Raw genomic sequence first — 23,857 nt, 5'->3', positions numbered from 1 at the left:
GAAGGGGTCAGGCATGATCGAATTATGCGAGCTGCTGAAAAACTGGCCGTGCACGGCAAAGGGCGGGGACTTCCGGGCACTTGTCAGCGGCGTGACGGATCATTCGGCCGAGGTCATTCCCGGGTCGGTGTTCGTGGCTAGAAAAGGGCGTTCGGCCAGCGGGCTGGATCACATCCAGGAAGCTCTCCGGAGAGGGGCGATTGCAGTTGTCACCGACATTTCCCGCCCTCCGGCGCTTCCGCAGGGCGTATCGGCCATCTCGGTGCCGGATGCTGCCGATTTTCTCGCCTACGCCTGCTCGGCATTTTACGGCCATCCATCCAGGGAGCTGACGGTGTTTGCGGTTACCGGAACAAACGGAAAAACGACCACCACCCGGTTTATCGGACAATTGCTGAAGGCGGGCGGCATACGGGCGGCCGTCATCGGGACACTCGGGGTGTGGATCGATGGAAGAAAAGCTCCGCTTCAGATTCCGCCGATGACGACGCTGCCGCCTGCCCACCTGCACCGGGTTCTCAGATACTGTGCGGACGAAGGGGTCACACATATCGCCATGGAGGCTTCTTCCCTCGGATTGTCGGGCAGGCGCCTCGACCATTGCAGCATCGATTACGGGATCTTCCTTAATATCGGAACGGATCATCATGCCGAACATGGCGGGGAAGAAGCATACCTTCATGCCAAGGGAAGGTTGTCCGGGCTTGCCGGACAGATCGTTTTGAATGCGGAAGATCCGGCGGTCCTGAGGATTGCCGGAGACAAGTTGCCCGTGATGACTTTCGGCGAGCGGCCCGGAGGAGGCTCTCACCTCAGAATCGATGATGACGGCAACGGGAATTGGATGGTTGTGTACGGTGAAGATCAGGTATGTATTCATGCTCCGGTTGAGGGGCGCCATAACCGGCTGAATGCGGCTGCGGCATTTGCATCTCTTGTGGCCGCGGGGTTCGGCCTGGCCGAACTTTGCAGATATGCATCCTGCCTCTCTTTGCCCGAGGGCAGGATGCAGGAAGCAGAAGGTGCGGGTATCAGGGTATTTGTCGACTATGCCCACACGCCCGATGCCCTTGAGGCGGTCCTGGGGGCCCTGTCCACTGTGTGCAAGGGCAGACTGATATCGGTTTTTGGCTGCGGCGGGGACCGGGACAGAGAAAAACGTCCTCAGATGGGGAGGGTGGCGGGAGAGTATTCGGATTCGGTCTGGGTGACTTCCGACAACCCGCGAAGCGAGGAGCCTGCCCGGATTATCACTGACGTCATGGAAGGGCTTGAGAATACGGCAGCCATCGTCCGTGCCGAGACAGACAGGGAGCGTGCAATCCGCGGGGCCATCTATGAGGCGGAACCGGGGGATGTCGTGCTGATTGCCGGCAAGGGCCATGAGGAGATCCAGATTTCCCGTTCTGCATCGAGGCCATTTTCGGATTTCAGGACAGCTCTGCGCTTTCTCGGTGAACGGGAGGCAGAAGATGGAGCGGCCGGCGGAGATGACAGAGTACAAACGGCCGACAGATTCTGGTATGATGGGAGTGGAATGGAGTGATGACCATGATGATGACCGACGAGTGGCTCCGAGTCATCGAGGAATCCGAACTGCTCAGCCGGATGATTGTCTCCTCCGAAACGGCGGAGGCTTACCGGCTTGCCCATCATAGAGTATATTCCGATCCCGGCCTCGTGCAGGAGATCGCTGATTTTGCAAGACTGAAGGAACAGTACGAGGAGGTACAGCGGTTCGGCCGCTATCACCCCGACTACAGCACCGTCATGAAGGAAGTCCGCACAAAAAAGCGGGAACTCGACATGAATGACAAAGTGGCCGAACTTAAAATGGCCGAGAACGATCTCCAGGACCTTCTTGATGAAGTGAGCCTGCTGATCGGAAAGACCGTCTCAGAATCCGTCAAGGTCCCTGTGAGCAACCCGTTCTTCGAGACCGCATCCTCCTGCGGAGGCAGCTGCGGAACGGGCGGCGGCTGTTCCTGCAGTGCTTGAATACAGAAATAGGAGATGCCTGCCGGCATCTCCTATTTTATTTGAACATCAAGAGAGCCTTGATTTCCGCCGCGGACGGGGGGACTGGCCTATGGTTCATTGAGACGTTGACATATTTCATTGAGACGTTGATATATTTCATTGAGACAAAACCAGTCTCCCTACTGGCTACTCCCGTGACAAATCTCTGCAAACTGGCGGATGCAGTCACGAAGAGCAGCAGGGTCGATCAGGTGCGTGTTTTGCGCCTAGGGAGCTGAATCCCCAGCCGCCGACGAAGCCCTCATCCACGGCGCCAAAGCCATGGCTGCAGCGGACTACCGGCAAAGGGTGAATAACTTTGATGTCATCTTCCTCAGGGTGTACCGGAGGGAGGATTTTTTATTGGGAAGCGTTGTTGGTTTCGTCATTCGGTTGCTCAGTTTCGTCATTCGGAGCTTCAATTTCGTCATTCGACCTCTTCTGGGACGTGAATGACGAAATCATCGTCGGTTATTTTCCTTTCAAGTGCTTCACGAAATCAAACTGGAACGCCCGTTTACGTGCTGCCGGGTATTATGTCCAGTTCAGAGCGCTCATCTTCCGCCACGCGATTCGCACAGATGCCAGTCTCCCGGGAAAGTAAAAACAGTAGACAAAGGAGTGATACTCACTTTGTCTACTGAATGAGGAATACGATTTATCATGAGTCCGGGTATTGGTCCGTCTGCCCGGGTTCTTCTTCCGGTCCGCCTGCAAGGCCTGCGGCAAGGTCCGGACGGTCCGTGATGATTCCCTTGGCGCCGGCTGCGATCAGCCGCTCCATGGCGGACCGGTCGTTGATTGTCCAGTAATGGACCGGAATATTGAGCCGCCCGAGAAAACGGATAAAAGGCGGAAGGTCGAGCGGGAACATGCCGGACCGGACCGGAATCTGGAACACATCGGCCTTCGGCTGATACAGGTGTCCGAAACCGCTCGCAAAGGCGAGGTAAGCGCGCCTCACTTCCTGTTCACCGGCACCGAGCGCAATCTGGTTTCTGGCATACAGATTAAACCGGTCGATCTGGCTGTCATGGAAACTGGTGACGACAACCCTGTGCCGCGCGTCTGCTTCCTCAATGACCCGCCAGAGCTTGGACGGAAGCAGGCCCCCTTCATAGGTATCCGGCGCATCTTTCATGTCAATATTGACCAGCATATGAGGGAAGTCCTCCAGGAGTTTACGGAGCGGTACGGCACCGCCTGCCTTTCCCCTGAATGGATAGGATCCGTCTTCACCCGGATGATGGTAGCCAAAATCAGCTTCTTCAAGCTCGGCCAGCGTATAGTCACCGGGACGGCCGTCCAGGTCGGTTGTCCGTTCGAGCGTATCATCATGGAAAACGATCACTTCTTCGTCCTTGGTGAGGTGGACATCGATTTCAAATCCGTGCACGCCCAGCCCGGCGGCACGCTCAAATGCGGCCATCGTATTTTCGGGCGCGAGTCCGGCTCCCCCACGGTGGGCGAGGATGATCGGGACGTCATAATCCAGGGCCGGAACGGTTGTCCGGCCCTCCGGTTTTGATAACATCTTCGAACCGGCCCAGGCGGCGGCCCCGGCCGCTGCAACCGTCAGGGCGACTTTTCTTTTCTTTGTCATGCTGACCCCTCCCTGTATCCGAGAAAACTATCTCCAGTATAAAAGAAACCGGTTTCTGTGTCATTCTCCGTCCGGTTGCCGTGTTTTTCCGGCTTATGGTATTCTGTATGGTAGGAAAGTAGGGATGATCATGATTGAGCGGCGCGGAATCGTCGTCCACCTTCACCATCTCAAACAGGTGAAGGCTCTCAGGAAATATGGGCATGTCCAATATATTTCCAAGCGGATGAAGTATGCCGTACTGTACTGCGATCTAGACGATGCGGAAGAGACGGCCAGAAAACTTGAGAAACTCCAGTATGTCCGATCGGTCCAGCTCTCGATGAAGCCGTTCATCAAAACGGAATTCGAGAATGCGAAGCCGGACAAGGCGAAGGAGTATGACTACAAGGGCGGCATCTGATCTATTCTACTGGAGCGGCGGAATCAGATGATTGAGCCGAAGGATGCCCGTGATGTGCCTGAAATACTGTTCGCGATCGGAAAAGTCTTTTGACGGACGCACTTCCACTGTGACGGGAGTGGCGCCGGCTTCTGCAGCGGCTTCCCGGAAGCGGCTGACACGGGCACTTTCTTTGCCGTTGCTCCGGATGCCTTCCCGGCAGATGTAGATCGGCATGAAGCTGCCTTCCCCTGCAGGATCAAAGGCCGCGCCCAGCGACAGGACACCGCCGTCGCCAGTAGTGAAGATGAAGGCGCGGTGAAGTCGGCCCGAATTTGTGCGGATCAGCTCGCACAGCTCAAAGACGTCACCCAGCCCTTCGCCCAGTTCGATAAATCGTTGTGTGATCATGCGGATCCTCCTTTCTCTGCTCATCCTATCATACCGGCAGGGCGGGGCTTGGCGCAAAACAGGAAGGTGAGAAGATGAGAATCATTTCCGGAGAACGCAGGGGCCTGCAGCTGAAATCGGCATCCGGGACCGGCACGAGACCGACTTCGGACAAGGTCAAGGAGTCCGTATTCAATATGATTGGGCCATACTTTGATGGCGGCCGCGTGCTGGACCTGTTTGCGGGAAGCGGGGGGCTGGCACTTGAGGCGCTCAGCCGGGGGATGGATCATGCGGTCCTTGTCGAAAAAGACCGGCGTGCCCAGGCGGCAATTCTTGAGAATGTGGCGAAATGCCGATATGATGACCGGGTGGAACTGATCCGGGCGGATGCCCGGCAGGCTGTCCGCCGGATCATCACCAAAGGGGAGCCGTTTGATATGGTCTTCCTGGATCCGCCCTATGCGCGGGATACATATTACAAGCTGGCAGGGGAACTGGCCGGGGCGGGACTGATCGGCAATGATGGGATCATTGTCTGTGAACATGACCGGTCTGTGACCCTTCCGGACAGTTTCGCGGAATTCAGAAGAGAGAAAGAATCTGTTTATGGCGGCACGGTGATTTCGATCTACCGTCATGCTGCCGGCGAGGGGGAGACAAATGGGTAAAATGGGGGTAGTGCCGGGAAGCTTCGATCCGGTGACCAACGGCCATCTGGACATCATCAGGCGTGCATCGCGCGTTTTCGGAGAGATCAGGGTATGTGTGCTGAATAACTCATCCAAAAATCCGCTGTTCACGGTCGATGAGCGGATCAGGCTTATCCATGAGGCAACTGCAGGCATTGACAACGTAAAAGTCGAGTCGTATTCCGGACTGCTCGTCGATTATGCTAAGGGCGTAGGGGCGACCGCGATTGTCCGCGGCCTGAGGGCGGTATCGGATTTTGAATACGAAATGCAGATCACTTCGATGAACAGGGTGCTGGAGGAAGAGATTGAGACATTCTTCATGATGACGAACAATCAGTATTCGTTTCTCAGTTCCAGCATCGTCAAGGAAGTGGCCAAATACGGGGCCGATACCTCGGATCTTGTCCCGCCTGTTGTTGAACAGGCGCTCAGGGAAAAGTACAATATCAAGGAAATCCGAAAATGACACCAAAAAGCGCCCGGGCAAGCCAGTCGGCTTTCCCGGGCGCTTTTTAACGTCAGCTCCAGAATGACAGGAGCAGCATGAAGACGGGCGGCACGATGATCATGTGCGCAAGGCGGGCCGCGGCATACCAGCGCATCGGAATGCCGGCACCCCTGGTAATGACCGCGACCTGAAGGTGAATGCTGAGGCCGTTCATGGAAAGGATGAGCGCAGTGAGCGCCGCATGCAGATCCATTCCCGAAAACAGATCATGGGCAGTCTGTAGGCCCGCGGTCATTTCAAAAAGCGGGAACACCGCCATGCCGGCCGTCTGTGCTTCCAGCGGGCTCAGCCTGGACAACAGATCTGCCGCAACAGTCCCGACTGCGGAAAAGAAAACGACGGTCGTCGCGACAAGGACAATGGTCTGTGAACTTTCCTTCAGGCTTTCGGTGAGAGGGGAGCCGGCTTTCCTTCCCGGAATATTTGAGGAAACCGGCTCCCGCTCCGGATGAAGGGCCGTGTGGGCGGACAGAATAAGGAGGAAAATGAGATTGAGGCCATGGATCACGGCCATCAGCAGCCAGCCGACCGAGGCACGGCCGAACAGCTCATTGCCGACATAGCCGATCAGCAGCATCGAACTTGGCGCATGGCAGATCGCGGTCAGCAAGGCGCCTTCCCGCTTTGTCAGCCTTCCGTCCCTGACCTGGTGAGATACGGAGACAGCCCCCACGGGGAAACCGCCGAATGCCCCCAGCAAATACGTTTTCCAGTAGGTGCCTGTCCGTCTTTTCGGCGCTTTCCCGGGCAGCCGGAGCAGCCACTGGGTCAGGATCAGATACGGAAGCAGATAGGGGAGCAGAGCTTCCGAAAACAGTTCAATGCCGAATACAGCCCCTTCACGGGCAAGGCCCGGCTGGAGAAGAAACAGTGCGATGAGGCACCATATAATGACGGTATACACGAAAATGATCGACTCCCTCGTTTTTGAATGCGCCCATCGCCGGTGCTACACTATGTATATGCCGGCATGTACGGGGCTATTTTGGAGGGATCGGTTTTGAACAATGTAAAAAGGATTGCGCTCACGGCAGTGCTGCTGCTATTTGCGGCAGCGGCACTTCTGCCGCTGGATATGTACATCCAGAAGCCGGGGGGCGCATATGAACTGGCACCGCTCGTGGAAGTGAAGGGCGGCGATCAGGATGACGAAGGTTCCTTGAGCCTGATGACGATCGCCCTCTCGAAGGCAACCCCGCTTACCTATGCCGTTTCCGGCCTGGTGGACAGCCGGAAAATCATGAAAGCCGGACAGGTCCGAAGGCACGGGGAGACGGAAGAGGAGTATAACCTCCGGCAAATGCAGCTGATGGAGGACTCTCAGATCAATGCGATCTATGTGGCCTATAACCGGGCCGGAAAGCCCGTCAAGCTTGAGACCGAAGGTGTACTTGTGATGGACGTGGTAAAAGGCAGTGCTGCAGACGAAATTCTGGAAGCGGGCGACCTGATTGTCCGTGTGGGTGAAGAGCCGGTCGACTCCTCTGAAGCCTTTGCAGAAACAGTCGCGTCGGTGCCCGACGGAGACGCCGTCCGCCTCACTGTGATCCGGGATGATGAAGAGGTTACAGAAGAAATTTCCCCCGGCACCATTCCGGGCGCCGGAGGGAGGAAAGGGCTCGGCGTAAGCTATGCGGCAAAACGCAGCATCGAAACCGATCCTGAGGTTGAAATCGAAACGGAGGATATCGGCGGACCTTCGGCCGGCCTGATGTTCACGCTGGAGATCATGAACCAGCTGCTGGATGAAGATCTCACGAAGGGATACCGGGTTGCCGGTACCGGGGAGATGAATGAGGACGGCACGGTGGGCCGGATCGGCGGAATCGACTTCAAGGTGATGGCTGCCGACCGTGAAGGAATCGAAATCTTCTTCGCACCGGATGACGAAATTACCGGCGAGATGAAGGAGCGCATCCCGGGGGTCCGCTCCAATTACGAAACTGCCGCAGAAACGGCAGAAAAAATCGGCACCGATATGAAAATCGTGCCGGTGAAGACCATTGATGATGCCCTGGACTATCTGGAGAAACTGGATGCGAAGCCGGAATGACAGTTAATCCGTCATGATGGGCCGTGTGCGGAAGTCCTTTCCGGGCCTGTCCCCGATGCCGACTGCATACATGTCGGAGGCCCGGATGTCCGCCGCCAGCATCGGGTCATCGGATGAGGCGGCACGGGAAACGAGCGGAAGACCGAAATCGTCTTTATACAGGTTCAGATACGTGCGGCCGGCCGCCGTCATCCCGAGAAGCCGGAGATAACGGGGATGGCGGAGCCGGCTGAAATCGTTCCTGTCCATCCCGCAGAGAACATGGATAAGAATCCTCTGGATACGGGTCCAGGTGTACCGCTTCGTCTTGACCGCCTCCATGAATTCTGTGAATGTTGAAGCTTCAAGCGCAGCCCGGACAATCCGGTGTTCGAGCCCTTCGGTCATTTCCGCAGTTTCCCTGAGCCGCCCGGCACCGTCACGGATGATGAGAGGACGGAGGATCGGCCAGAAGCGGTCCCAGCCGCCGAATCCGCTGTGCTCCTCCCGGAAGAGGTCCATGGCGCTGGCTGTCCGGGCCGGGACGGCGCGCAGGACCCCATCGGTGATACCCTCTGTCCTGACAGCCTCCCGGATGGCAGTCGCGCTCATGATGCCGCTGTCGGGGTCTGCAACGAGGTCATGGTAGCCGGTTCCGGTACGCCCGATGGTGAAGGCGGTCATTTCCGGTGCGATTGACCGGGCGGCCTTCATATAGTGGAAGCCGAGGATGTTGTTCGGCTTCGTGAGATCCGCAAGCGGACCCGTATCTGCGGAAGCTTCTGCCACGGACCGGTAGGCTTGGCTCAGCGCCGACGGATAACTGATGCCCGTCTTCACGAGCCGCCGCACTTCCGCCTCGTAACCCGTCTCTTCGTCTTCCAGCAGGCGAAGCGTGTTTAGGAAGGGTTCGATCCGCCCGTCTTCTGACCCGAAGCAGTACATGCTGCACCTGGCCGCCGCCAAGATTCCGATTGCGCCTTCGGCAAATTCGGATGCCTGTGCTACGGCGAACCGGTACGGCAGCTCAAGCACGATGTCGGCTCCCGAAGTGAGGGCCAGTTCCGTGCGGGTCCACTTGTCGATAAAAGCCGGCTCGCCCCGCTGGAGGAAGTTGCCGCTCATGACGGCGATGACAACATCAGCATCTGTGATCCTGCGGGTCTCCTTCAGATGATGGACATGCCCGTTATGCAGCGGGTTATACTCGACGACGACGCCTGCGGCTTTCATCACGCTCACTCCTCTGATACAATCGGTTTAACGACATTATAGCGTGGCCGGGATGAAAAAAATAGGCGGCAAGGGCATCCGCGGGTGACAAGAAATAATCTTGACATCACGTTTTGGACATACTATAATCAATTCTGTTGTCTTGAGGTGATTCCTGATGAAATGGACCATCCGGCAATTAAATCAATTCCGGCAGGATTCCATGCCGGTTGACGGCACTGCGGACCTGTCCGGCGTGATGAAGCGCAACCCGGAAATCCGGGCAATCGAACCGGTACGTGTGACGGGCACCTGCTCCGTCGGCACCGGCCAGATGACCTGCCGCTTCAGGCTGGAGGGGACGATGACGCTCCCCGAGGCAAGGACATGGGAAGATGTCGAATACCCGTTTATAATCGAAACGGATGAACAGTTTGTCTGGGAAGGCTATGCCGACCCGGACGATGACGCCGTTCACGAGGTGACGGGGGAAGTGGTGGATCCGACGCCGGTCTTCGAAGAGCTGGTCCTGCTCGAAGTCCCGATCCAGGTGATCGGGGAAGAAGCGGCACCTTCACGGGAAGGGACAGGATGGGCCTACTCATCCGAAGAGGAATTCGCCGCCAAGCGTGAAGAAGAAAAGCCGAAAGTGGATCCAAGACTTGCCGGGCTGGCCAAGTTTTTTGACCAGCAGGGCGAGGATTCAAAGGACGAATAGAACCGTAAGGAGGTGCCCCGCATGGCAGTACCTAAGAGAAGAACTTCCAAAACTGCAAAGCGTCAACGCCGCACGCATTTCAAGCTCCAAGTGCCAGGCATGGTCGCTTGCGATAACTGCGGCGAGATGAAACTCGCTCACCGTGTTTGCAAGAGTTGCGGTGAATACAAAGGTAAACAAGTCGTTTCCGAGTAATCAGAGACGAGCGCGACGGCCGGAATCCGATTCCGGTCTTTTTTTGTGCGGAAAAAACGGATCAGAGCAGAAATCTGCTTGGTCGGCAAGAAGATATGCCGGAGGACCGGCGGAATGGTAGGGTTAAGAAAGCAAGCAACTGAAGGAGGATTCGGGAATGGCTTACAGGTTTGAGAAAAGGGGAAGCGGAGCGGTCTTCACGATCGACCGCCAGGAAAAGCGCAATGCGATCAATGAAGAGGTGATGGATGGCCTGTCGGCAGCGGTTGAGGCAGCCGGGGAAGATGGGTCTCTCCGGTATTTCGTCATTACGGGTGAGGGGCAATCGGCCTTTTGTTCGGGTGGGGACCTGTCGGAATTCCATAAGCTCCGCACAGAGGAGGATGCTGCGCCGATGCTCGGCAAAATGGCGGATATCCTGCTCCGGATGGCTATGTTGCCCGTTCCGGTCATCGCGCTGATTGACGGACATGCCGTCGGAGGCGGCTGCGAGATTGCCACCGCCTGTGATTTCAGGCTTGTCCGTGAAGACGTGAAGTGCGGATTTATCCAGGGGACACTTGCGATCACGACCGGGTGGGGCGGGGCTTCCCATCTGCTGCTCAAGTCAGGGAGGCACGACACGGCGCTCAGGATGCTGACGGAAGCCACGCCGAAGGAAGCCCGGGAATTGCTTGAATACGGATGGGTGACCGAACTGTTCGCGGGGGATAAATTCGGGGCGCTCGACCGCTTCACTGACCCGATGGAGCGCGTCCACCCATCGGTCCACCGCGCCTACAAGCAGGCAGCCGTCCGGCGCCTCCTTGCCGCAGGCCTGCGGGAGCAGGTCCGGGAGGAAGTCGCCTTATGCGCCAAGCTGTGGGCAGCCGATGTCCATCATGAAGCGGTCGACCGTTTCCTCAACAAGAAAAAATGAAGTCTATTTCTTTACTCCACCGCATATAGTTTCCCAAACGGGGGTGGTAGAGGTGAAGGAAAATACAAGAAAAGACCGGTGGACACCGGAAGATGACCGCATCCTCGCCGATACGGTGATCGAAGCAGTGAAAAATGGCGGAACGCAGCTGGGTGCATTTGCGGATGCGGCCGAGAAGCTGGGACGTACCAAACAGGCTTGCGGATTCAGGTGGAACAAGACGCTGCGCAAGATTCATTCGGCCGAGCTTGAGGCCGCCCAGAAAAAGCCCGAGCATCATCTGAAGTCCCACCTGAAACAGGCGATGAGCGGGTTCGATGAATTATCCGAATCCTATATGCGGCTGAAAAAAGAGCATGAAGCGCTCGCCCGCGAGCATCACAGGCTTCTAGCATGGCTTTCAAAAGGAGTGGCTTTCATCGAAAAACAGGAAAGCTGACGGCAGGACCGCGTGTCGGTTCTGCTTTTCTTTTTGACAGTTTTTCCGGTTTGACTTGAAAACGGTTTCAGCTTTCATATAGACTGATATTGAAGGGGTTTTAAATAGTTTGTCAATTCAATAGGGGGGATCCTCATGGAAAAGATTCTCATCGCGAACCGGGGGGAAATCGCGTCACGAATCATCAGGACCTGCCGGGAGCTCGGCATCCGCACCATTGCTGTCCATTCGGAGGCAGACGCAGGGCTGCCATTTGTAAAAGAAGCAGATGAATCGTTTGAAATCGGGCCAGGTCCCGTTCCCCAGTCTTATCTGAAGGGCGACGAAATCATCGATCTCGCCAAGCGTGAAGGGGCGGATGCCATCCACCCCGGTTACGGGCTTCTTTCGGAAAATGCGTCATTTGCACGGAAAGTCCAGGAAGCAGGCCTGGCCTTTATCGGTCCTTCGGCTGATGTGATCGAGAAGATGGGGGACAAGATCGAAGCCAGACGCGCCATGATCAAAGCCGGAGTTCCGGTTGTGCCGGGAACGGAGGAAGGCGTGGCGACGCTGGAAGAAGCGATTCGCGCGGCCGGTGACATCGGCTATCCGGTCATGATGAAAGCGAGTGCGGGAGGCGGCGGAATCGGCATGGTGCGCTGTGAAAGTGAGCAAGCGCTCAGTCGAAATTTCGAAGGGGTCAAAAAGCGCGCCATGTCCTATTTCGGGGATGACCGGGTGTTCATCGAGAAATTCATCGATGAAGCCCGGCATATCGAAGTCCAGATTTTCGGAGACAGCCATGGGAATGTCGTTCATCTGTTTGAACGCAACTGCTCTGTTCAGCGCCGTAACCAAAAAGTGATCGAAGAATCTCCATCACCCGGGTTCCCCGAGGAAGCGAAAGAACGGATGCTCCAGGCAGCGGTGGAGGCGGGTAAAGCAGTGGGCTATACAAATGCCGGAACGGTCGAGTTCATTGTCGGACCGGACCACGAGTTTTACTTTCTTGAGATGAACACCCGGCTTCAGGTGGAACACCCGGTGACGGAAGCCGTAACCGGATTTGACCTGGTGGAATGGCAGATCAGGGTCGCTTCAGGAGAGGAGCTTCCTGTGAAGGTTCAGGATAGCATCACTTCTTCCGGACATGCGATTGAATACCGGATTTACGCGGAGGATCCGGAAAAGTTTCTTCCGTCCCCCGGCAAGATCACACAGCTTGCCCTGCCGGAAGGAGAGGGCGTCCGGATCGACCGCGGATACACGGAGGGCGATACGGTCACGCCGTTCTATGACCCGATGATTGCAAAGGTGATCATCAGCGGCAGTTCGCGTGAAGAAGCGATCCGCCGGTCGGAGCAATTTTTCGGCGAGGCGCATGCCGCGGGTGTCCGGACGAACATCCCGCTTTTCGCATCTTTTGCCGGGTCCGAAGAATTTGCGGAAGGCAACTATACAACCCAGGTGCTTGCAGGATGGCAGGCCAAGAAAAAGGAGGAAGTTTAAGATGAATGAACTGAAATCGACAATGGCAGGCACGGTTTTCACCGTTGATGTAAATGCGGGGGATGAAGTGACGGCAGGACAGACGGTCGTCGTACTCGAATCGATGAAGATGGAGATCCCGGTCGAAGCCGAAAAGGGCGGCAAAGTAAAGGAAGTTCGTGTCAACATCGGAGATTTCATCAATGAAGGGGATACCATCCTCACATTCGAATAATCGGCAGCCGCGAAGCAAAGGGAGGGGGAAGTGGAATGACAGTACAAACAAATGAAACTGAACGTCTTGAAAAGTCCCTGGAACAGATTTTCGCCGGAGGACACCCGAAGTATCATGAAAAGCTGAAGGAGCAGGGCAAACTCTTTGTGAGGGACCGGCTTGAGCTGTTGTTTGACGATGGGGAGTATACGGAAGATGCCCGGTTTGCGAACGTTGAGGCCGGCGATCTGCCGGCCGACGGAGTCGTGACGGCCACAGGCAAGGTCGGGGGGAAGACCGTTTGTGTCATGGCCAATGACTCGACCGTGAAGGCCGGTTCCTGGGGGGCACGGACGGTTGAAAAAATCATCCGCATCCAAGAAACGGCGGAACAGCTGAAAGTCCCGCTGCTTTACCTCGTCGACTCGGCGGGTGCGCGGATCACCGATCAGCTGGACATGTTCCCGAACCGCAGGGGGGCAGGCCGGATCTTCCACAATCAGGTGCGCCTTTCCGGTGTCATCCCGCAGGTCTGCCTTTTGTTCGGGCCGTCCGCAGCAGGCGGGGCCTATATCCCGGCGTTCTGTGACATCGTCATCATGGTGGACGGAAATGCTTCGATGTATCTCGGCTCCCCGAGGATGGCTGCGGAAGTGATCGGGGAAAAGGTGTCGCTGGAGGAGATGGGCGGGGCCCGCATGCACTGCACGGTCAGCGGATGCGGGGACTGGCTTGCCGCGGATGAGCAGGAAGCGATCGAAGCCGCGAAAGCCTACCTGGACTTTTTCCCGTCCAACTTCGCGGAAAAGCCGGAAATCAAATCACCTGTTCCTGTATCCGAAGGCAGGTCTCTCGGGGAAATCATCCCCAAAAACCAGAACGCACCGTTTGATATGTATGAGGCCATCGGCAGACTGATCGATGAAGGCAGCTTTTTCGAGATCAAGAAGCTGTTCGCGCCCGAGCTGATCACCGGGCTTGCGCGCATCGAGGGACGCCCTGTCGGCATCATCGCCAACCAGCCGAAAGTAAAGGGCGGCGTGCTCTTCGTCGACTCGGCCGACAAGGGAGCGAAATTCATCTCGCTCTGTGACGCATTCTCGATTCCGCTCCTGTTCCTCGCTGACGTGCCGGGCTTCATGATCGGAACAAAGGTTGAGCGGGCAGGCATCATCCGTCATGGCGCCAAGCTCATTTCCGCGATGAGTTCAGCGACGGTGCCGAAGATTTCCGTCATCGTCAGAAAGGCGTATGGCGCCGGTCTGTATGCGATGGCAGGCCCTGCATTCGAGCCGGATGCCTGCATCGCGCTTCCGTCCGCACAAATTGCGGTCATGGGTCCTGAAGCCGCGGTCAACGCCGTCTATTCAAACAAGATCCAGGCGATCGAGGATCCGAAAGAGCGGGTTCAATTTATCCAGGAAAAGCGAGAGGAGTACCGTGAGCAGATTGACATCTATAAGCTGGCTTCCGAGATGATCATCGATGATATCGTCTCGCCGGACAATCTCCGTTCGGAGCTGGCTGCCCGGTTCGCGATCTATTCCACGAAAGAAGTCGCACACCCTCTTCGCAAGCACCCGGTCAATCCGGTATAATAGTACTGCAACAAGGCCTGCCCTTCCGGCGGGCCTTTTCATTGGGGGAAGGAGATTGGCGATGAGGATCCATGTAGCTGGAGCCGGAGCGGTCGGGTTGCTGGTAGGAGCCCGCCTGGCCGAGGCCGGGCTTGATGTCCGGATGATTACGAGAACCGCGGAACAGGCGGCTGCCATCCTGGATGAAGGCATCTTGCTTTCGGCCGGCCGGGAGGAGAAGGTCTTCAGGGTCGGTGCGACATCAATCCCCGGGGAGGCCCGAAATGGCGGATTGACCATCTTGGCCATGAAGTCGTATGACTTGAATGAGTTTCTTGCGGCACTGGACGGAAAACCGGGGGACGCACCGCTATTGTTTGTTCAGAACGGAGTGGCGCATCTGTCATTGGCTTCCCGTTTCCGGGACAGGCCGGTTGCGTTCGGGACAATCGAGCACGGCGCACGGAAAACCGGTCTCCGGTCGGTCGAGCACACCGGGACCGGTCCGCTCCGGATTGCACCTGTTTCGGATGACTTCCGCCCGTTTATCCCGCTTCTGGGCGCCGACTCCCCGTCTTTCCCCGTTGTCCGCTCCAATGAAGAGCCGGAGTGGCTTCTCCTGAAAAAGGCCTTGAAAAATTGCATGATCAACCCGGTCACGGCGGTTGCCGGTGTCAGGAACGGGATGCTTGCGGAAGACCCCAACCTCGGTGCGCTACTCGGAAGGCTTCATGCGGAACTTGCTGCAGCATTTCCGGAAACGGCAGACGAAGTCACGCTGGACGAGGTGCTGGCGCTCTGCCGGAAAACAGCTGAAAACACCTCGTCGATGCTGGCCGATCTCCTTGAAGGGAAACGGACGGAAGCAGGCGCTATCATGGGTGGCGTCATTTCCCTAGCCCGGGAGCGCCGTGCCTCCCTTCCGACATTGGCGGCGCTGCATGACCTCGTCTGCTCAATGGAAAGGAGGGGGGACCGGCTTGGCTGACTTCTTTTATTCGGCAGCGGGGTTTCTGATCGCTTTCCCGGCTGTCGCTCTTTTGATTCTGTTCATCTTCTTCACCCGCTTATATAAGGATCCGTCAAAGGGGTTCAGCAGGGCGGCGGATTTCACGACCTTTCTGCTTCTGCCGGCTGTGCCGGCAGTCCTGGCGGCATTTACCGGTTACCGCACAGGATTTTACCTGGCCATTGCAGTGATCTTGTTCGCGCTTTACATGACCTACAGGGAACGCAAGACCGGGCATGATCTGGAGATCGGCCCGCTTCTGCGGAAAATCTGGCGACTGCTGTTTCTGATCCTGTCGGCAGCCTACCTTGCCGCATTTATTGTCGGCTCCGGGGTCATGATTGCCGATTATACGGGTGGCTGAGCTGAATTTTTCATTCGGCAGGGTGGGAATGCTATAATCGGTTTCGATTAATGAATACAAATGGGGTTTTCGACATGGAATTTGAACGACTGGACATCCGGCCTGCGGGGAGAGTCATGGACGCCTACTTCAACGACCCGGATTTTATCCATACATATTTTGATTACTCGCCTGATGCCGAGGGCTATGCGGCCAGACTGAAGGAACTGGAATCCCGCACCTTCGACCGTGCCGGCCTAAGCCGGGTCATCCGGGGGTTCATGGGGAAAGCCGGGCTTTCCGAGGAGGCGGAAGCCCATCTGCTTGAGCTTGAAGAAGGGGCACCGGCAGTTGTCGGGGGGCAGCAGGCCGGGCTCCTGACCGGTCCGCTTTACTCGGTAAACAAGGCCCTGTCTGTCGTTGCGGAAGCCCGCCGGCTCCGTGCAGAACTCGGCACGCCTGTAGTTCCGATTTTCTGGATTGCCGGGGAGGACCATGATCTCCTGGAAATCAATCACGTTTATGCGATTTCTGATGACCGTCCGGTGAAAAGGCAGTTTCCGGTGCCCTTCGGAGCCAAGACCATGGCATCGGAAACTGCCTTTGACCCAGCAGAAATGGAAGCGTACATCCGCAGTGTTTTCCGTGACTACGGGGAAACGGCGCATACCGAAAGCCTGATCGGTACGGTACTGGACTGTCTGGAAGGCAACCCGACCTTTACCTCTTTTTTTGCTGCGCTCATGGCACGGCTGTTCAGTGAAGAAGGGCTCCTGCTTCTGGATGCAGCCGACCCTGCGCTCAGGCAGCTCGAGGCGCCTCACTTTGAGAACATGGTCCGCAATTCCGCGGCCATTGCGGCAGGGGTGGCGGAAACGGAAGAGCGCTTCGTCCGTGACGGGTTCGACCGCCCGCTAGGTTCGGATGGGCAGGATGCCCATCTGTTTTACGTGGAGTCCGGTGAGCGGTTCCTGCTCAGACGGGAGGATGGGAAATTCGTCAACAGCCAGGCAGGCTTCTCGTTTTCGGAAGACGAACTGGCGGAGATTGCACATACCCGCCCGGAACTGCTCAGCAATAATGTCGTGACCAGGCCGGTCATGCAGGACTTGGCCATTCCGGTGCTGACGTTCGTCGGTGGCCCCGGCGAAATCGCCTACTGGTCACTGCTGCGCCCTGCGTTCCGGGAAATGGGGATCAGGATGCCGGTTATTATTCCCCGCCAGTCCCTGACATTTATCAGCCGTCTGACGGCGAGCCTCCTCTCGGAGACCGGACTGAGCGAAGAAGAGGTGCTGGCCGGCATGGCGGAAGAAGAAAAGCAGGCATTCATCGACCGCGTCAGCGACCGCGAAGCGGCCGGCCGGATCGCCCGGATGGAAGAGCAGCTGAATGACGGCTACCGGGAACTTTCGGCATCATTGGAATCGCGCGGCCGGAATGTCCGGGAACTGATTGAGAAAAATATCGCTTTCCATGAACGCCAGTTCAACTACCTGAAAGAGAAGATCCGTGAATCTGTCCTGCTCGAACATGAGACGGCGATCCGCCGCTACAGCCGCCTTGAAGCGGAACTGCTGCCGGAGGGCGGCTTCCAGGAGCGCAAGTTCTCGCCATTCCAATTCATGAATGAATATGGGCCCGGCTTCATCTCCGACCTTGCCGCACGGATGGACGGCCGGCCGGGGGACCACCACCTCGTCCGCCTCTGAATATCCATAAGATCCGATTCGCACCGCCTTCCTGTAAGGGCGGTGTTTTTGTTTGTTCCGGTATATTAAGGCGCCCGGAACGGACAAACTGCTTTTTATGGGGAGAAGCGCAGAGGGATTAAATTTGCAGAGTGGGGATGCCCGGCAGGTTGCCTGGTCGGCACCCTGCATCAGAAGGGTTAAGGCGGTCAATCTGATGTAAAATCAGGCCTTCTGGATCCACAGTTTTCGTTACCAAATTGTAATATAAGAGATTTGCAAAAACGGGTGGAGGAAAGTGGGGGGATGTGGTACATTAAGTTTACGATGTGGGGTGAAGACACATGTTCATGGGCGAATATCAGCATACGGTTGATACAAAGGGCCGGCTGATCATTCCGGCGAAGTTCCGCGATGATCTGGACGGCGGATTCGTCGTCACCCGCGGATTGGATAAATGCCTGTTCGCCTATACCATGGACGAGTGGAAACGGCTTGAGGAAAAGCTGAAAGCCTTGCCGGTCACCAAGAAAGATGCCCGCGCATTCACCCGCTTCTTCTTCTCCGGGGCAACCGAGGTGGAACTTGATAAGCAGGGACGCGTCAATTTACCTGCGAACCTTTTGAGCTATGCCGGCCTTGAGAAGGATTGTGTTGTCCTGGGTGTTTCCAGCCGGATTGAAATCTGGGCGAAGGAAGCCTGGGAAGGCTATTTCGAGGAATCGGAAGACTCCTTTAACGAAATTGCCGAAAACCTTATTGACTTTGACATTTGAAACCTACCGATGAAAGAAGGGGACGGACATGTTCGATCATGTGACCGTGCTGCTGAAAGAGACAGTCGACGGACTGAATGTCCGGCCGGACGGCCTCTATGTCGACTGCACACTCGGCGGCGGCGGCCATAGTGAATATCTTGTGCAGCAATTAGGAGAAGGCGGACGGCTCATCTGCTTTGATCAGGATGAAACCGCCATCCGTCATGCCCGTGAGCGGCTTGCCGAACACTTGGACAAGATTACATTCGTCAGATCGAACTTCCGCTATCTGAAGGAAGAGCTCGGAAAGTTGGGGATCACCGGTGCAGACGGTGTGCTCTACGATCTGGGTGTCTCCTCTCCCCAATTCGACACGCCGGAGCGGGGCTTCAGCTATCGCTATGACGCGCCGCTTGATATGAGGATGGACCAAAGCGCCCCGCTCAGTGCCTATGATGTGGTCAATGAATGGGCATACGGCGACCTGGTCCGCATTTTCTACCGTTATGGCGAAGAAAAATTCTCCAAGCAGATTGCCAGGAAGATCGAAGAAGCGAGGAAGGAACATCCGATCCGGACAACCTTCGAACTTGTGGAACTGATCAAGGCAGGCATCCCGGCGGCGGCAAGAAGGAAGGGCGGGCATCCCGCCAAGCGGATTTTCCAGGCCATCCGGATCGCCGTAAACGACGAGCTGGGGGCAGCGGAGGAATCGCTGCAGGATGCGATCGGTCTTCTGAACAGGGGCGGACGGATCAGTGTCATCACATTCCATTCACTGGAGGACCGGCTGGTCAAGACGATGTTCAAGGAAGCCTCGTCGCTGCCCGACCTGCCTCCGAATCTTCCGGTGATCCCCGAAGGCATGGAACCCGAGCTCAAGTTAATTACGCGCAAGCCGATCCTGCCTACCGAAGAGGAACTGGAAAACAACAACCGCTCCCACTCGGCAAAACTCAGAATCGCAGAAAAACAGAGATAAAAACTAAACAAGATAAAAAACGAGAAAAAAACAATTCAAGGGGGACTAGTTTCGATGGCGCTTGAAGCACGCAAGTTTGACCATGCTTACATACAGGAACCCGAGATCACCCGTGTGCCGGCACCCGCGCCGGAGCCGGAGATACAGCCGAAACGCAGTAAGAAATGGTTCACAAAAGGCGAAAAAACACTGTTCGTGGCATTTGTTGCCGCTGTGGCCATGTTCGCGGTTATCCTTCTCCAGGCGCAGTCATCCCTCAACGAGGTGAACAAGGAGATCCAGCTGATCCAATCCGATATTACGGAAACGGCCAAGCAAAATCATGATTTGTCCATACAAGTGAGCGAAAAATCGACCTACGAGCGCATCTGGGGCAAAGCCCGCGAGCTCGGCCTGTCGCTCAATGAGAAAAACGTGAAGGTCGTGCCTGGGCAATGAAAAAGAAGTTTCGTTTCCAATGGGGAGCCTTCCTGATGTTTTGCGTCTATGGGGGGCTCTTTTTCCTTTTATTCTCAAGATTCCTATATATTCAGGTGACCGGGGAAGCCGAAGGCCAGCCTCTCCGGGCAATGGCGCAGGCGAAATATGAAAGGGAGCAGGTGCTGAGCGCCGACCGCGGCAAGATTGTCGACCGGTCGGGAAATCCGATTGCAGAAGATACCGTGAGCTATAAGCTGATTGCGGTTCTTTCAGAGAAGGCGAGCAAGGACGTCAAAGATGACGAGTGGCTCCATGTCGTCGACCGGGAAAAAACGGCACGTGCCCTTGCCGAACATATCGACATGCCGGAGGAAGAGATTCTGGATCGGCTGAACCGCCAGGATGACCCGGATGTATACCAGGTGGAGTTCGGTCCCGCAGGCCGGGATCTGAGCCATGACAAGATGAAAAAGATCGAGGCGCTTGACCTTCCGGGCATCCAGTTCGTGAAAGACAAAAAACGCTTTTACCCGAACGGGCCGTTTGCCTCCCACCTGATCGGCTTTGCGCAAAAGATGGAGCAGGAAGACGGATCGGTGAAAACGATCGGCCAGATGGGGCTGGAAAAGACCTATGACGAACTGCTTTCCGGCAAGGACGGGAAGATGGCCTATGAAAGCGATACATGGGGTTATCTGCTGCCCGGTGCCGAAAAGCAGGTAACTCCTCCCGAGGACGGGGCGAACATCCGGCTGACCCTGGACAAGACGATCCAAAACTTCGTCGAAGATTCCATGAAGCAGGTGGAGGAAGAGTATTCCCCCGAGCGGATGTCAGTGATTGTCGCCGACCCGAAAACGGGCGAGATCCTGGCGATGAGCCAGCGGCCGACATTCGATCCCGAGACGAGAGAAGGGCTTTCATCCAACTGGCTGAACGAGGCGGTCCAGTACACGATCGAACCGGGATCGACGATGAAGATCTTCACACTCGCGGCAGCGATCGAGGAAGGTGTCTGGAAGCCGGATGACTATTTTAAGTCGGGCAGTTACTCGATCTATGACACGACCATTTATGATCACAACAAAAACGGATGGGGCTGGATCTCCTTCAGGGAAGGCTTCCAGCGCTCCTCCAATGTCTCGATGGCCAACCTCCTTGAGAGGATGGGCGGAGAGGCGATGATGCAGCATTTCAGGAACTTCGGTTTTGGGCAGAAAACCGGCATCGACCTTCCGGGTGAAGCGGCCGGCAGCCTGAACGATGTCGGGCCGGTCGAGCGCCTGACGACGTCCTACGGACAGGGGTCGACGGTCACGCCGATCCAGATGGTGCAGGCCGCCACGGCAATCGCGAACGGCGGTAAAATGATGCAGCCTTATATGATCCAGGAAATCAAGGACCCGAACACAGGCAAGGTCCTCAGGGAAGGGCAGCCTGAAGAAAAGGCGGAACCGATCTCCGAAGACACGGCGGAAACGGTGCTGGAGCTGATGGAATCGACCATCACCTCCGAAAATGGCACCGGAAAAATCTTTAAGCTCAACGACTATTCCGTTGCGGGCAAGACGGCAACCGCCCAGATCCCGAACGGCAAGGGAGGCTATCTGAGAGGACCGAACAATCTGTTGTACGGATTCATCGGCATGGCCCCTGCGGACGATCCACAGCTGATCGTCTATGTGAACGTCCACCGGCCAAAAATCCCTGCCGGAGAATGGGGTTCCGTCCCGGTAGCGAAGATTTTCAAGCCGGTCATGGAAAACAGCCTGAAGCACCTGAATATCCGTCCGGATGAGGAGCAGGCGGCGGACGCTGCCTACCAGCTCCCTGAATTCACCGGCCAGACTGCGGAATCGGCATCCGCCGAGCTCGGGGAAAACGGCATCCGCGCCGTGGCCACAGGTACCGGCGGGGAAGTCATCGCCCAGTTCCCGGAAAAAGGGACTCCGGTCCTTCCGGATAGCGTCGTTCTGCTCCGGACCGAAGGCGAACCGGTCATTCCGGACTTTACCGGATGGCCGAAGAGAACCATTCTGGCCTATGCATCCATGACCGGAACAACGCTCGAGCTGAGCGGGGAGGGTTATGCCGTGTCGCAGAGCGTATCTCCGGGATCACCGGGAGATCCTTCGACCCCGGTGGTCATCCAGCTGGAAACCCCTGAACAGGAAGTCATCACGTCCGGGCAGGAAGAGGTTCCGGAGGAAGAGCAGCTGCCGCTGGACTAAGCGGCTGAATAGCACCCGAAGGCCTGTCATACGTTGTAAGAAAAACGTAAGGTGGGGAAAATGTGCGACGCTTCATCGAAGCCCGGATGAGAAAACGGCTCCGCCTGGCCTTTCTCGTTCTCGCCATCCTGTTTGCTGCACTGCTCGCGAAACTGTTCCATGTCCAGATTGTCCGCAATGCCGAATTGACCGAGAAGGCGATGGAAAACTGGGACCGGGAGCTTCCTTTCGCCGGGAAGAGAGGAGAAATCCTTGACCGGAACGGCAATCGCATCATCGGCAACCGGATTGCCCCGACACTCTACTTCATGCCATCCCAGAATCGGGACATCGCAGGTGCGGCCAAAGAACTTGCCCCGCTGATCGATGCGGACCCGAAAAAATTGGAAGAGCAAATGTCGAAAAGAGCGTCTATCATTAAACTCGCGCCTGAAGGAAAGAACATCCCTTATGAGACTGCAGTCAAGATCGGGAAGATGGGGATTCCGGGGCTCTATACCGGCGTAGACTATGTGCGTGACTACCCATACGGCGATATGCTGTCCCGTCTTGTCGGCTTTACCGGCTATGACAATCAGGGACTGGCCGGGATCGAATTTGCTTATGACCAGATGCTTTCCGGCAAGGGAGAAAAGGTCAGGCTGTTTACTGATGCAAAAGGCAATCCGCTGCCCCATGTCGGTGACGGCTGGGTGGAAGGTGCCGGAGGGGCCGATCTGGAGCTGACGATCGATGTCCGCATCCAGGAAATCGTGGAGCGGGAACTGGAGCAGGCCATGCTCAAGTACGATGCCGCACAGGCGCTCTCGATGGTCATGGACCCGGACACCGGCGAGATTCTCGCCCTTGCCTCTTCACCGAACTTTGATCCGTCAGACTATTCTTCGGTTGACCCTTCCGTCTTTAACCGGAATCTGCCGGTATGGATGACATTCGAGCCGGGATCGACATTCAAGATCATCACCCTCGCCGCAGCGCTTGAAGAGGGAAAGGTCAATCTTGAGGAAGATCACTTTCATGATCCCGGGTACTCGATGGTGGAAGGGGCACGGCTGCGCTGCTGGAAACGTGAGGGGCACGGCTCCCAGACATTCCTTGAAGTCGTCGAGAACTCGTGCAACCCGGGATTCATCGAACTCGGCCAGCGGGTGGGGAAAGAAAAGCTCATGCAGTATATCCGCGACTTCGGCTTCGGTACATCCACCGGCTCCGGCATTGCCGGCGAGGCGGCCGGAATCCTGTTTTCAGAAGAAGCGTTCGGGCCGGTCGAGCATGCGACGACCTCGTTCGGTCAGGGGATTTCCGTCACGCCGATCCAGCAGGTGCAGGCTGTCGCTGCAGCCGTCAATGGCGGAAGGATCATGAAACCGTACGTCGTCAGCCGTGTGCTGGATCCCGAAACGGGCAAGACGATCGAAGAAAACGGCCCTGAGGAAAAGCGCCGTGTGATCAGTGAAGAAACGTCCAAGAAAGTGCGTGAATCGCTGGAATCTGTCGTCGCCAACGGGTCCGGAAGAAACGCGTTCGTCGACGGACTTCGGGTTGCCGGGAAAACAGGGACCGCCCAGAAGGTGGAGGACGGCCGGTACAAGGAGGGGGATTACATCGTATCCTTTATCGGCTTTGCACCTGCTGACGATCCCGATGTACTTGTCTATGTGGCGGTGGACAGCCCGAAAAACGAAGTCCAGTTCGGCGGCACGATTTCGGCACCGATTGTCGGCAGGATCATCGGCGATATCGCGGCCGTCCGCGAAATCGGTCCGAGAAAAGGCCAGCTGGAACGGGAATACCGCTGGGGTGATCCCGTCCAGATCCGTGTTCCTGACCTGACCGGGAAAACATATGACGAAATCAGGCAGATGCTGTACACTGTGAAACTGGAATGGCACGGACCAGAAGGCGGAACGGTCGTGCGGCAGCTGCCGGAGCCGGGAACGCTCATGGAAGAATCGGGCACGCTCCACCTTTATGCCGGGCCGGACGAAAAAGATTAACGATAAAAGGTGCCGGAACAGGCACCGCCGTTTTTAAAGGAGAACGAGAATAC

Annotated in this window: 24 protein-coding genes and 1 pseudogene; 21 read left to right on the top strand and 4 right to left on the bottom strand. The window is 56.6% G+C overall.

Annotated elements, in window-relative coordinates; translation table 11 throughout:
• The first annotated feature begins 13 nt into the window (after positions 1–13).
• Complete coding sequence (locus C772_RS03200; protein ID WP_160162832.1) at positions 14–1,546, top strand: UDP-N-acetylmuramoyl-L-alanyl-D-glutamate--2,6-diaminopimelate ligase; 1,533 nt, start codon at positions 14–16, stop codon at positions 1,544–1,546.
• A 5-nt stretch (positions 1,547–1,551) separates the two neighbouring features.
• Positions 1,552–1,998 carry a YlbF family regulator gene (locus C772_RS03195; protein WP_008297373.1) on the top strand — a complete coding sequence of 149 codons (447 nt, stop codon included), beginning with the start codon at positions 1,552–1,554 and terminating at the stop codon, positions 1,996–1,998.
• Positions 1,999–2,680: 682 nt separating this feature from the next.
• Here C772_RS03195 and C772_RS03180 read toward each other — a convergent pair.
• On the bottom strand, positions 2,681–3,622 hold the full coding sequence (locus C772_RS03180; RefSeq protein WP_008297372.1) for a glycerophosphodiester phosphodiesterase: 942 nt from the start codon (positions 3,620–3,622) through the stop codon (positions 2,681–2,683).
• 130 nt (positions 3,623–3,752) lie between these two features.
• Between C772_RS03180 and C772_RS03175 the strand changes: the two genes are divergently transcribed.
• Positions 3,753–4,025, top strand: coding sequence for a YlbG family protein (locus C772_RS03175; protein ID WP_008297371.1), 273 nt, complete (start codon positions 3,753–3,755; stop codon positions 4,023–4,025).
• Positions 4,026–4,031: 6 nt separating this feature from the next.
• Here the strand turns inward: C772_RS03175 and C772_RS03170 are convergent, their stop codons facing one another.
• The gene (locus C772_RS03170; protein WP_008297370.1) at positions 4,032–4,415 is read right to left on the bottom strand and encodes a DUF7147 family protein; all 384 of its coding nucleotides are present in this window, start codon (positions 4,413–4,415) and stop codon (positions 4,032–4,034) included.
• A gap of 71 nt (positions 4,416–4,486) precedes the next feature.
• On the opposite strand from C772_RS03170, the pseudogene rsmD reads away from it, so the two are divergent.
• Both rsmD and coaD read left to right on the top strand, forming a co-directional pair.
• Positions 4,487–5,065, top strand: a pseudogene (gene rsmD, locus C772_RS03165) (16S rRNA (guanine(966)-N(2))-methyltransferase RsmD); the annotation flags it as partial.
• Complete coding sequence (gene coaD / locus C772_RS03160; protein WP_008297368.1) at positions 5,058–5,555, top strand: pantetheine-phosphate adenylyltransferase; 498 nt, start codon at positions 5,058–5,060, stop codon at positions 5,553–5,555. The pseudogene rsmD and the gene coaD, both read left to right, overlap by 8 nt.
• Before the next feature lie 52 nt (positions 5,556–5,607).
• Here the strand turns inward: coaD and C772_RS03155 are convergent, their stop codons facing one another.
• Positions 5,608–6,501, bottom strand: coding sequence for a hypothetical protein (locus C772_RS03155; RefSeq protein ID WP_008297367.1), 894 nt, complete (start codon positions 6,499–6,501; stop codon positions 5,608–5,610).
• 96 nt (positions 6,502–6,597) lie between these two features.
• On the opposite strand from C772_RS03155, the gene C772_RS03150 reads away from it, so the two are divergent.
• A complete protein-coding gene (locus C772_RS03150; RefSeq protein ID WP_008297366.1) occupies positions 6,598–7,650 on the top strand; it encodes a SepM family pheromone-processing serine protease in 1,053 nt (350 codons plus the stop codon).
• 3 nt (positions 7,651–7,653) lie between these two features.
• On the opposite strand, the gene C772_RS03145 is transcribed toward C772_RS03150, so the two are convergent.
• Entirely contained in the window at positions 7,654–8,862 is a 1,209-nt protein-coding gene (locus C772_RS03145) for a nucleotidyltransferase (RefSeq protein ID WP_008297352.1), read from the bottom strand.
• 157 nt (positions 8,863–9,019) lie between these two features.
• Here C772_RS03145 and C772_RS03140 point away from each other — a divergent pair, with 157 nt between their 5' ends.
• From C772_RS03140 to C772_RS03070, 15 genes are all read left to right on the top strand, one after another.
• Positions 9,020–9,559, top strand: coding sequence for a YceD family protein (locus C772_RS03140; RefSeq protein WP_008297349.1), 540 nt, complete (start codon positions 9,020–9,022; stop codon positions 9,557–9,559).
• Between the two features lie 21 nt (positions 9,560–9,580).
• A complete protein-coding gene (gene rpmF, locus C772_RS03135; RefSeq protein ID WP_008297348.1) occupies positions 9,581–9,754 on the top strand; it encodes a 50S ribosomal protein L32 in 174 nt (57 codons plus the stop codon).
• Positions 9,755–9,911: 157 nt separating this feature from the next.
• The gene (locus C772_RS03130; protein ID WP_008297347.1) at positions 9,912–10,673 is read left to right on the top strand and encodes an enoyl-CoA hydratase/isomerase family protein; all 762 of its coding nucleotides are present in this window, start codon (positions 9,912–9,914) and stop codon (positions 10,671–10,673) included.
• Positions 10,674–10,725: 52 nt separating this feature from the next.
• A complete protein-coding gene (locus tag C772_RS03125; protein ID WP_008297345.1) occupies positions 10,726–11,112 on the top strand; it encodes a Prespore transcriptional regulator rsfA in 387 nt (128 codons plus the stop codon).
• Between the two features lie 135 nt (positions 11,113–11,247).
• Entirely contained in the window at positions 11,248–12,603 is a 1,356-nt protein-coding gene (locus C772_RS03120; RefSeq protein ID WP_008297343.1) for an acetyl-CoA carboxylase biotin carboxylase subunit, read from the top strand.
• Position 12,604: 1 nt separating this feature from the next.
• Positions 12,605–12,817 carry a biotin/lipoyl-binding carrier protein gene (locus C772_RS03115; RefSeq protein WP_008297341.1) on the top strand — a complete coding sequence of 71 codons (213 nt, stop codon included), beginning with the start codon at positions 12,605–12,607 and terminating at the stop codon, positions 12,815–12,817.
• A 35-nt stretch (positions 12,818–12,852) separates the two neighbouring features.
• Positions 12,853–14,394, top strand: coding sequence for an acyl-CoA carboxylase subunit beta (locus C772_RS03110; RefSeq protein ID WP_008297340.1), 1,542 nt, complete (start codon positions 12,853–12,855; stop codon positions 14,392–14,394).
• Between the two features lie 61 nt (positions 14,395–14,455).
• Positions 14,456–15,361, top strand: coding sequence for a ketopantoate reductase family protein (locus tag C772_RS03105; protein ID WP_008297338.1), 906 nt, complete (start codon positions 14,456–14,458; stop codon positions 15,359–15,361).
• Positions 15,354–15,746 carry a DUF3397 family protein gene (locus tag C772_RS03100; protein WP_008297336.1) on the top strand — a complete coding sequence of 131 codons (393 nt, stop codon included), beginning with the start codon at positions 15,354–15,356 and terminating at the stop codon, positions 15,744–15,746. Before C772_RS03105 ends, C772_RS03100 begins: the two co-directional genes overlap by 8 nt.
• A 74-nt stretch (positions 15,747–15,820) precedes the next feature.
• On the top strand, positions 15,821–17,437 hold the full coding sequence (gene bshC / locus C772_RS03095; protein ID WP_035001251.1) for a bacillithiol biosynthesis cysteine-adding enzyme BshC: 1,617 nt from the start codon (positions 15,821–15,823) through the stop codon (positions 17,435–17,437).
• A 323-nt stretch (positions 17,438–17,760) separates the two neighbouring features.
• Positions 17,761–18,192 (top strand): division/cell wall cluster transcriptional repressor MraZ, encoded by a 432-nt coding sequence (mraZ, locus tag C772_RS03090; protein ID WP_008297332.1) that lies wholly within the window; start codon positions 17,761–17,763, stop codon positions 18,190–18,192.
• A 28-nt stretch (positions 18,193–18,220) separates the two neighbouring features.
• The gene (rsmH, locus tag C772_RS03085; protein ID WP_008297330.1) at positions 18,221–19,156 is read left to right on the top strand and encodes a 16S rRNA (cytosine(1402)-N(4))-methyltransferase RsmH; all 936 of its coding nucleotides are present in this window, start codon (positions 18,221–18,223) and stop codon (positions 19,154–19,156) included.
• 54 nt (positions 19,157–19,210) lie between these two features.
• Positions 19,211–19,594, top strand: coding sequence for a cell division protein FtsL (gene ftsL, locus C772_RS03080; protein WP_008297328.1), 384 nt, complete (start codon positions 19,211–19,213; stop codon positions 19,592–19,594).
• 35 nt (positions 19,595–19,629) lie between these two features.
• Positions 19,630–21,807, top strand: coding sequence for a penicillin-binding protein (locus tag C772_RS03075; RefSeq protein WP_235046361.1), 2,178 nt, complete (start codon positions 19,630–19,632; stop codon positions 21,805–21,807).
• A gap of 86 nt (positions 21,808–21,893) precedes the next feature.
• Positions 21,894–23,804, top strand: a complete 1,911-nt coding sequence (locus C772_RS03070) for a penicillin-binding transpeptidase domain-containing protein (protein WP_035001305.1) — start codon at positions 21,894–21,896, stop codon at positions 23,802–23,804.
• Positions 23,805–23,857: the final 53 nt, after the last annotated feature.

This window comes from Bhargavaea cecembensis DSE10 (assembly GCF_000348905.1).
GTDB lineage: Bacteria > Bacillota > Bacilli > Bacillales_A > Planococcaceae > Bhargavaea > Bhargavaea cecembensis.
The sequence above is the reverse complement of the archived record's forward strand: the minus strand, read 5'-3'. Positions and strand labels throughout refer to the sequence as shown.

Coding starts and splice junctions, on each gene's coding strand:
- C772_RS03110 (WP_008297340.1), top strand. CDS start 12,853: ATGACAGTACAAACAAATGAAACTGAACGTCTTGAAAAGTCCCTGGAA.
- bshC (WP_035001251.1), top strand. CDS start 15,821: ATGGAATTTGAACGACTGGACATCCGGCCTGCGGGGAGAGTCATGGAC.
- C772_RS03145 (WP_008297352.1), bottom strand. CDS start 8,862: ATGAAAGCCGCAGGCGTCGTCGTCGAGTATAACCCGCTGCATAACGGG.
- mraZ (WP_008297332.1), top strand. CDS start 17,761: ATGTTCATGGGCGAATATCAGCATACGGTTGATACAAAGGGCCGGCTG.
- C772_RS03140 (WP_008297349.1), top strand. CDS start 9,020: ATGAAATGGACCATCCGGCAATTAAATCAATTCCGGCAGGATTCCATG.
- rpmF (WP_008297348.1), top strand. CDS start 9,581: ATGGCAGTACCTAAGAGAAGAACTTCCAAAACTGCAAAGCGTCAACGC.
- C772_RS03115 (WP_008297341.1), top strand. CDS start 12,605: ATGAATGAACTGAAATCGACAATGGCAGGCACGGTTTTCACCGTTGAT.
- C772_RS03180 (WP_008297372.1), bottom strand. CDS start 3,622: ATGACAAAGAAAAGAAAAGTCGCCCTGACGGTTGCAGCGGCCGGGGCC.
- coaD (WP_008297368.1), top strand. CDS start 5,058: ATGGGTAAAATGGGGGTAGTGCCGGGAAGCTTCGATCCGGTGACCAAC.
- C772_RS03105 (WP_008297338.1), top strand. CDS start 14,456: ATGAGGATCCATGTAGCTGGAGCCGGAGCGGTCGGGTTGCTGGTAGGA.
- C772_RS03195 (WP_008297373.1), top strand. CDS start 1,552: ATGATGATGACCGACGAGTGGCTCCGAGTCATCGAGGAATCCGAACTG.
- ftsL (WP_008297328.1), top strand. CDS start 19,211: ATGGCGCTTGAAGCACGCAAGTTTGACCATGCTTACATACAGGAACCC.
- C772_RS03075 (WP_235046361.1), top strand. CDS start 19,630: ATGTTTTGCGTCTATGGGGGGCTCTTTTTCCTTTTATTCTCAAGATTC.
- C772_RS03170 (WP_008297370.1), bottom strand. CDS start 4,415: ATGATCACACAACGATTTATCGAACTGGGCGAAGGGCTGGGTGACGTC.
- C772_RS03120 (WP_008297343.1), top strand. CDS start 11,248: ATGGAAAAGATTCTCATCGCGAACCGGGGGGAAATCGCGTCACGAATC.
- C772_RS03200 (WP_160162832.1), top strand. CDS start 14: ATGATCGAATTATGCGAGCTGCTGAAAAACTGGCCGTGCACGGCAAAG.
- C772_RS03070 (WP_035001305.1), top strand. CDS start 21,894: ATGAGAAAACGGCTCCGCCTGGCCTTTCTCGTTCTCGCCATCCTGTTT.
- C772_RS03130 (WP_008297347.1), top strand. CDS start 9,912: ATGGCTTACAGGTTTGAGAAAAGGGGAAGCGGAGCGGTCTTCACGATC.
- C772_RS03175 (WP_008297371.1), top strand. CDS start 3,753: ATGATTGAGCGGCGCGGAATCGTCGTCCACCTTCACCATCTCAAACAG.
- rsmH (WP_008297330.1), top strand. CDS start 18,221: ATGTTCGATCATGTGACCGTGCTGCTGAAAGAGACAGTCGACGGACTG.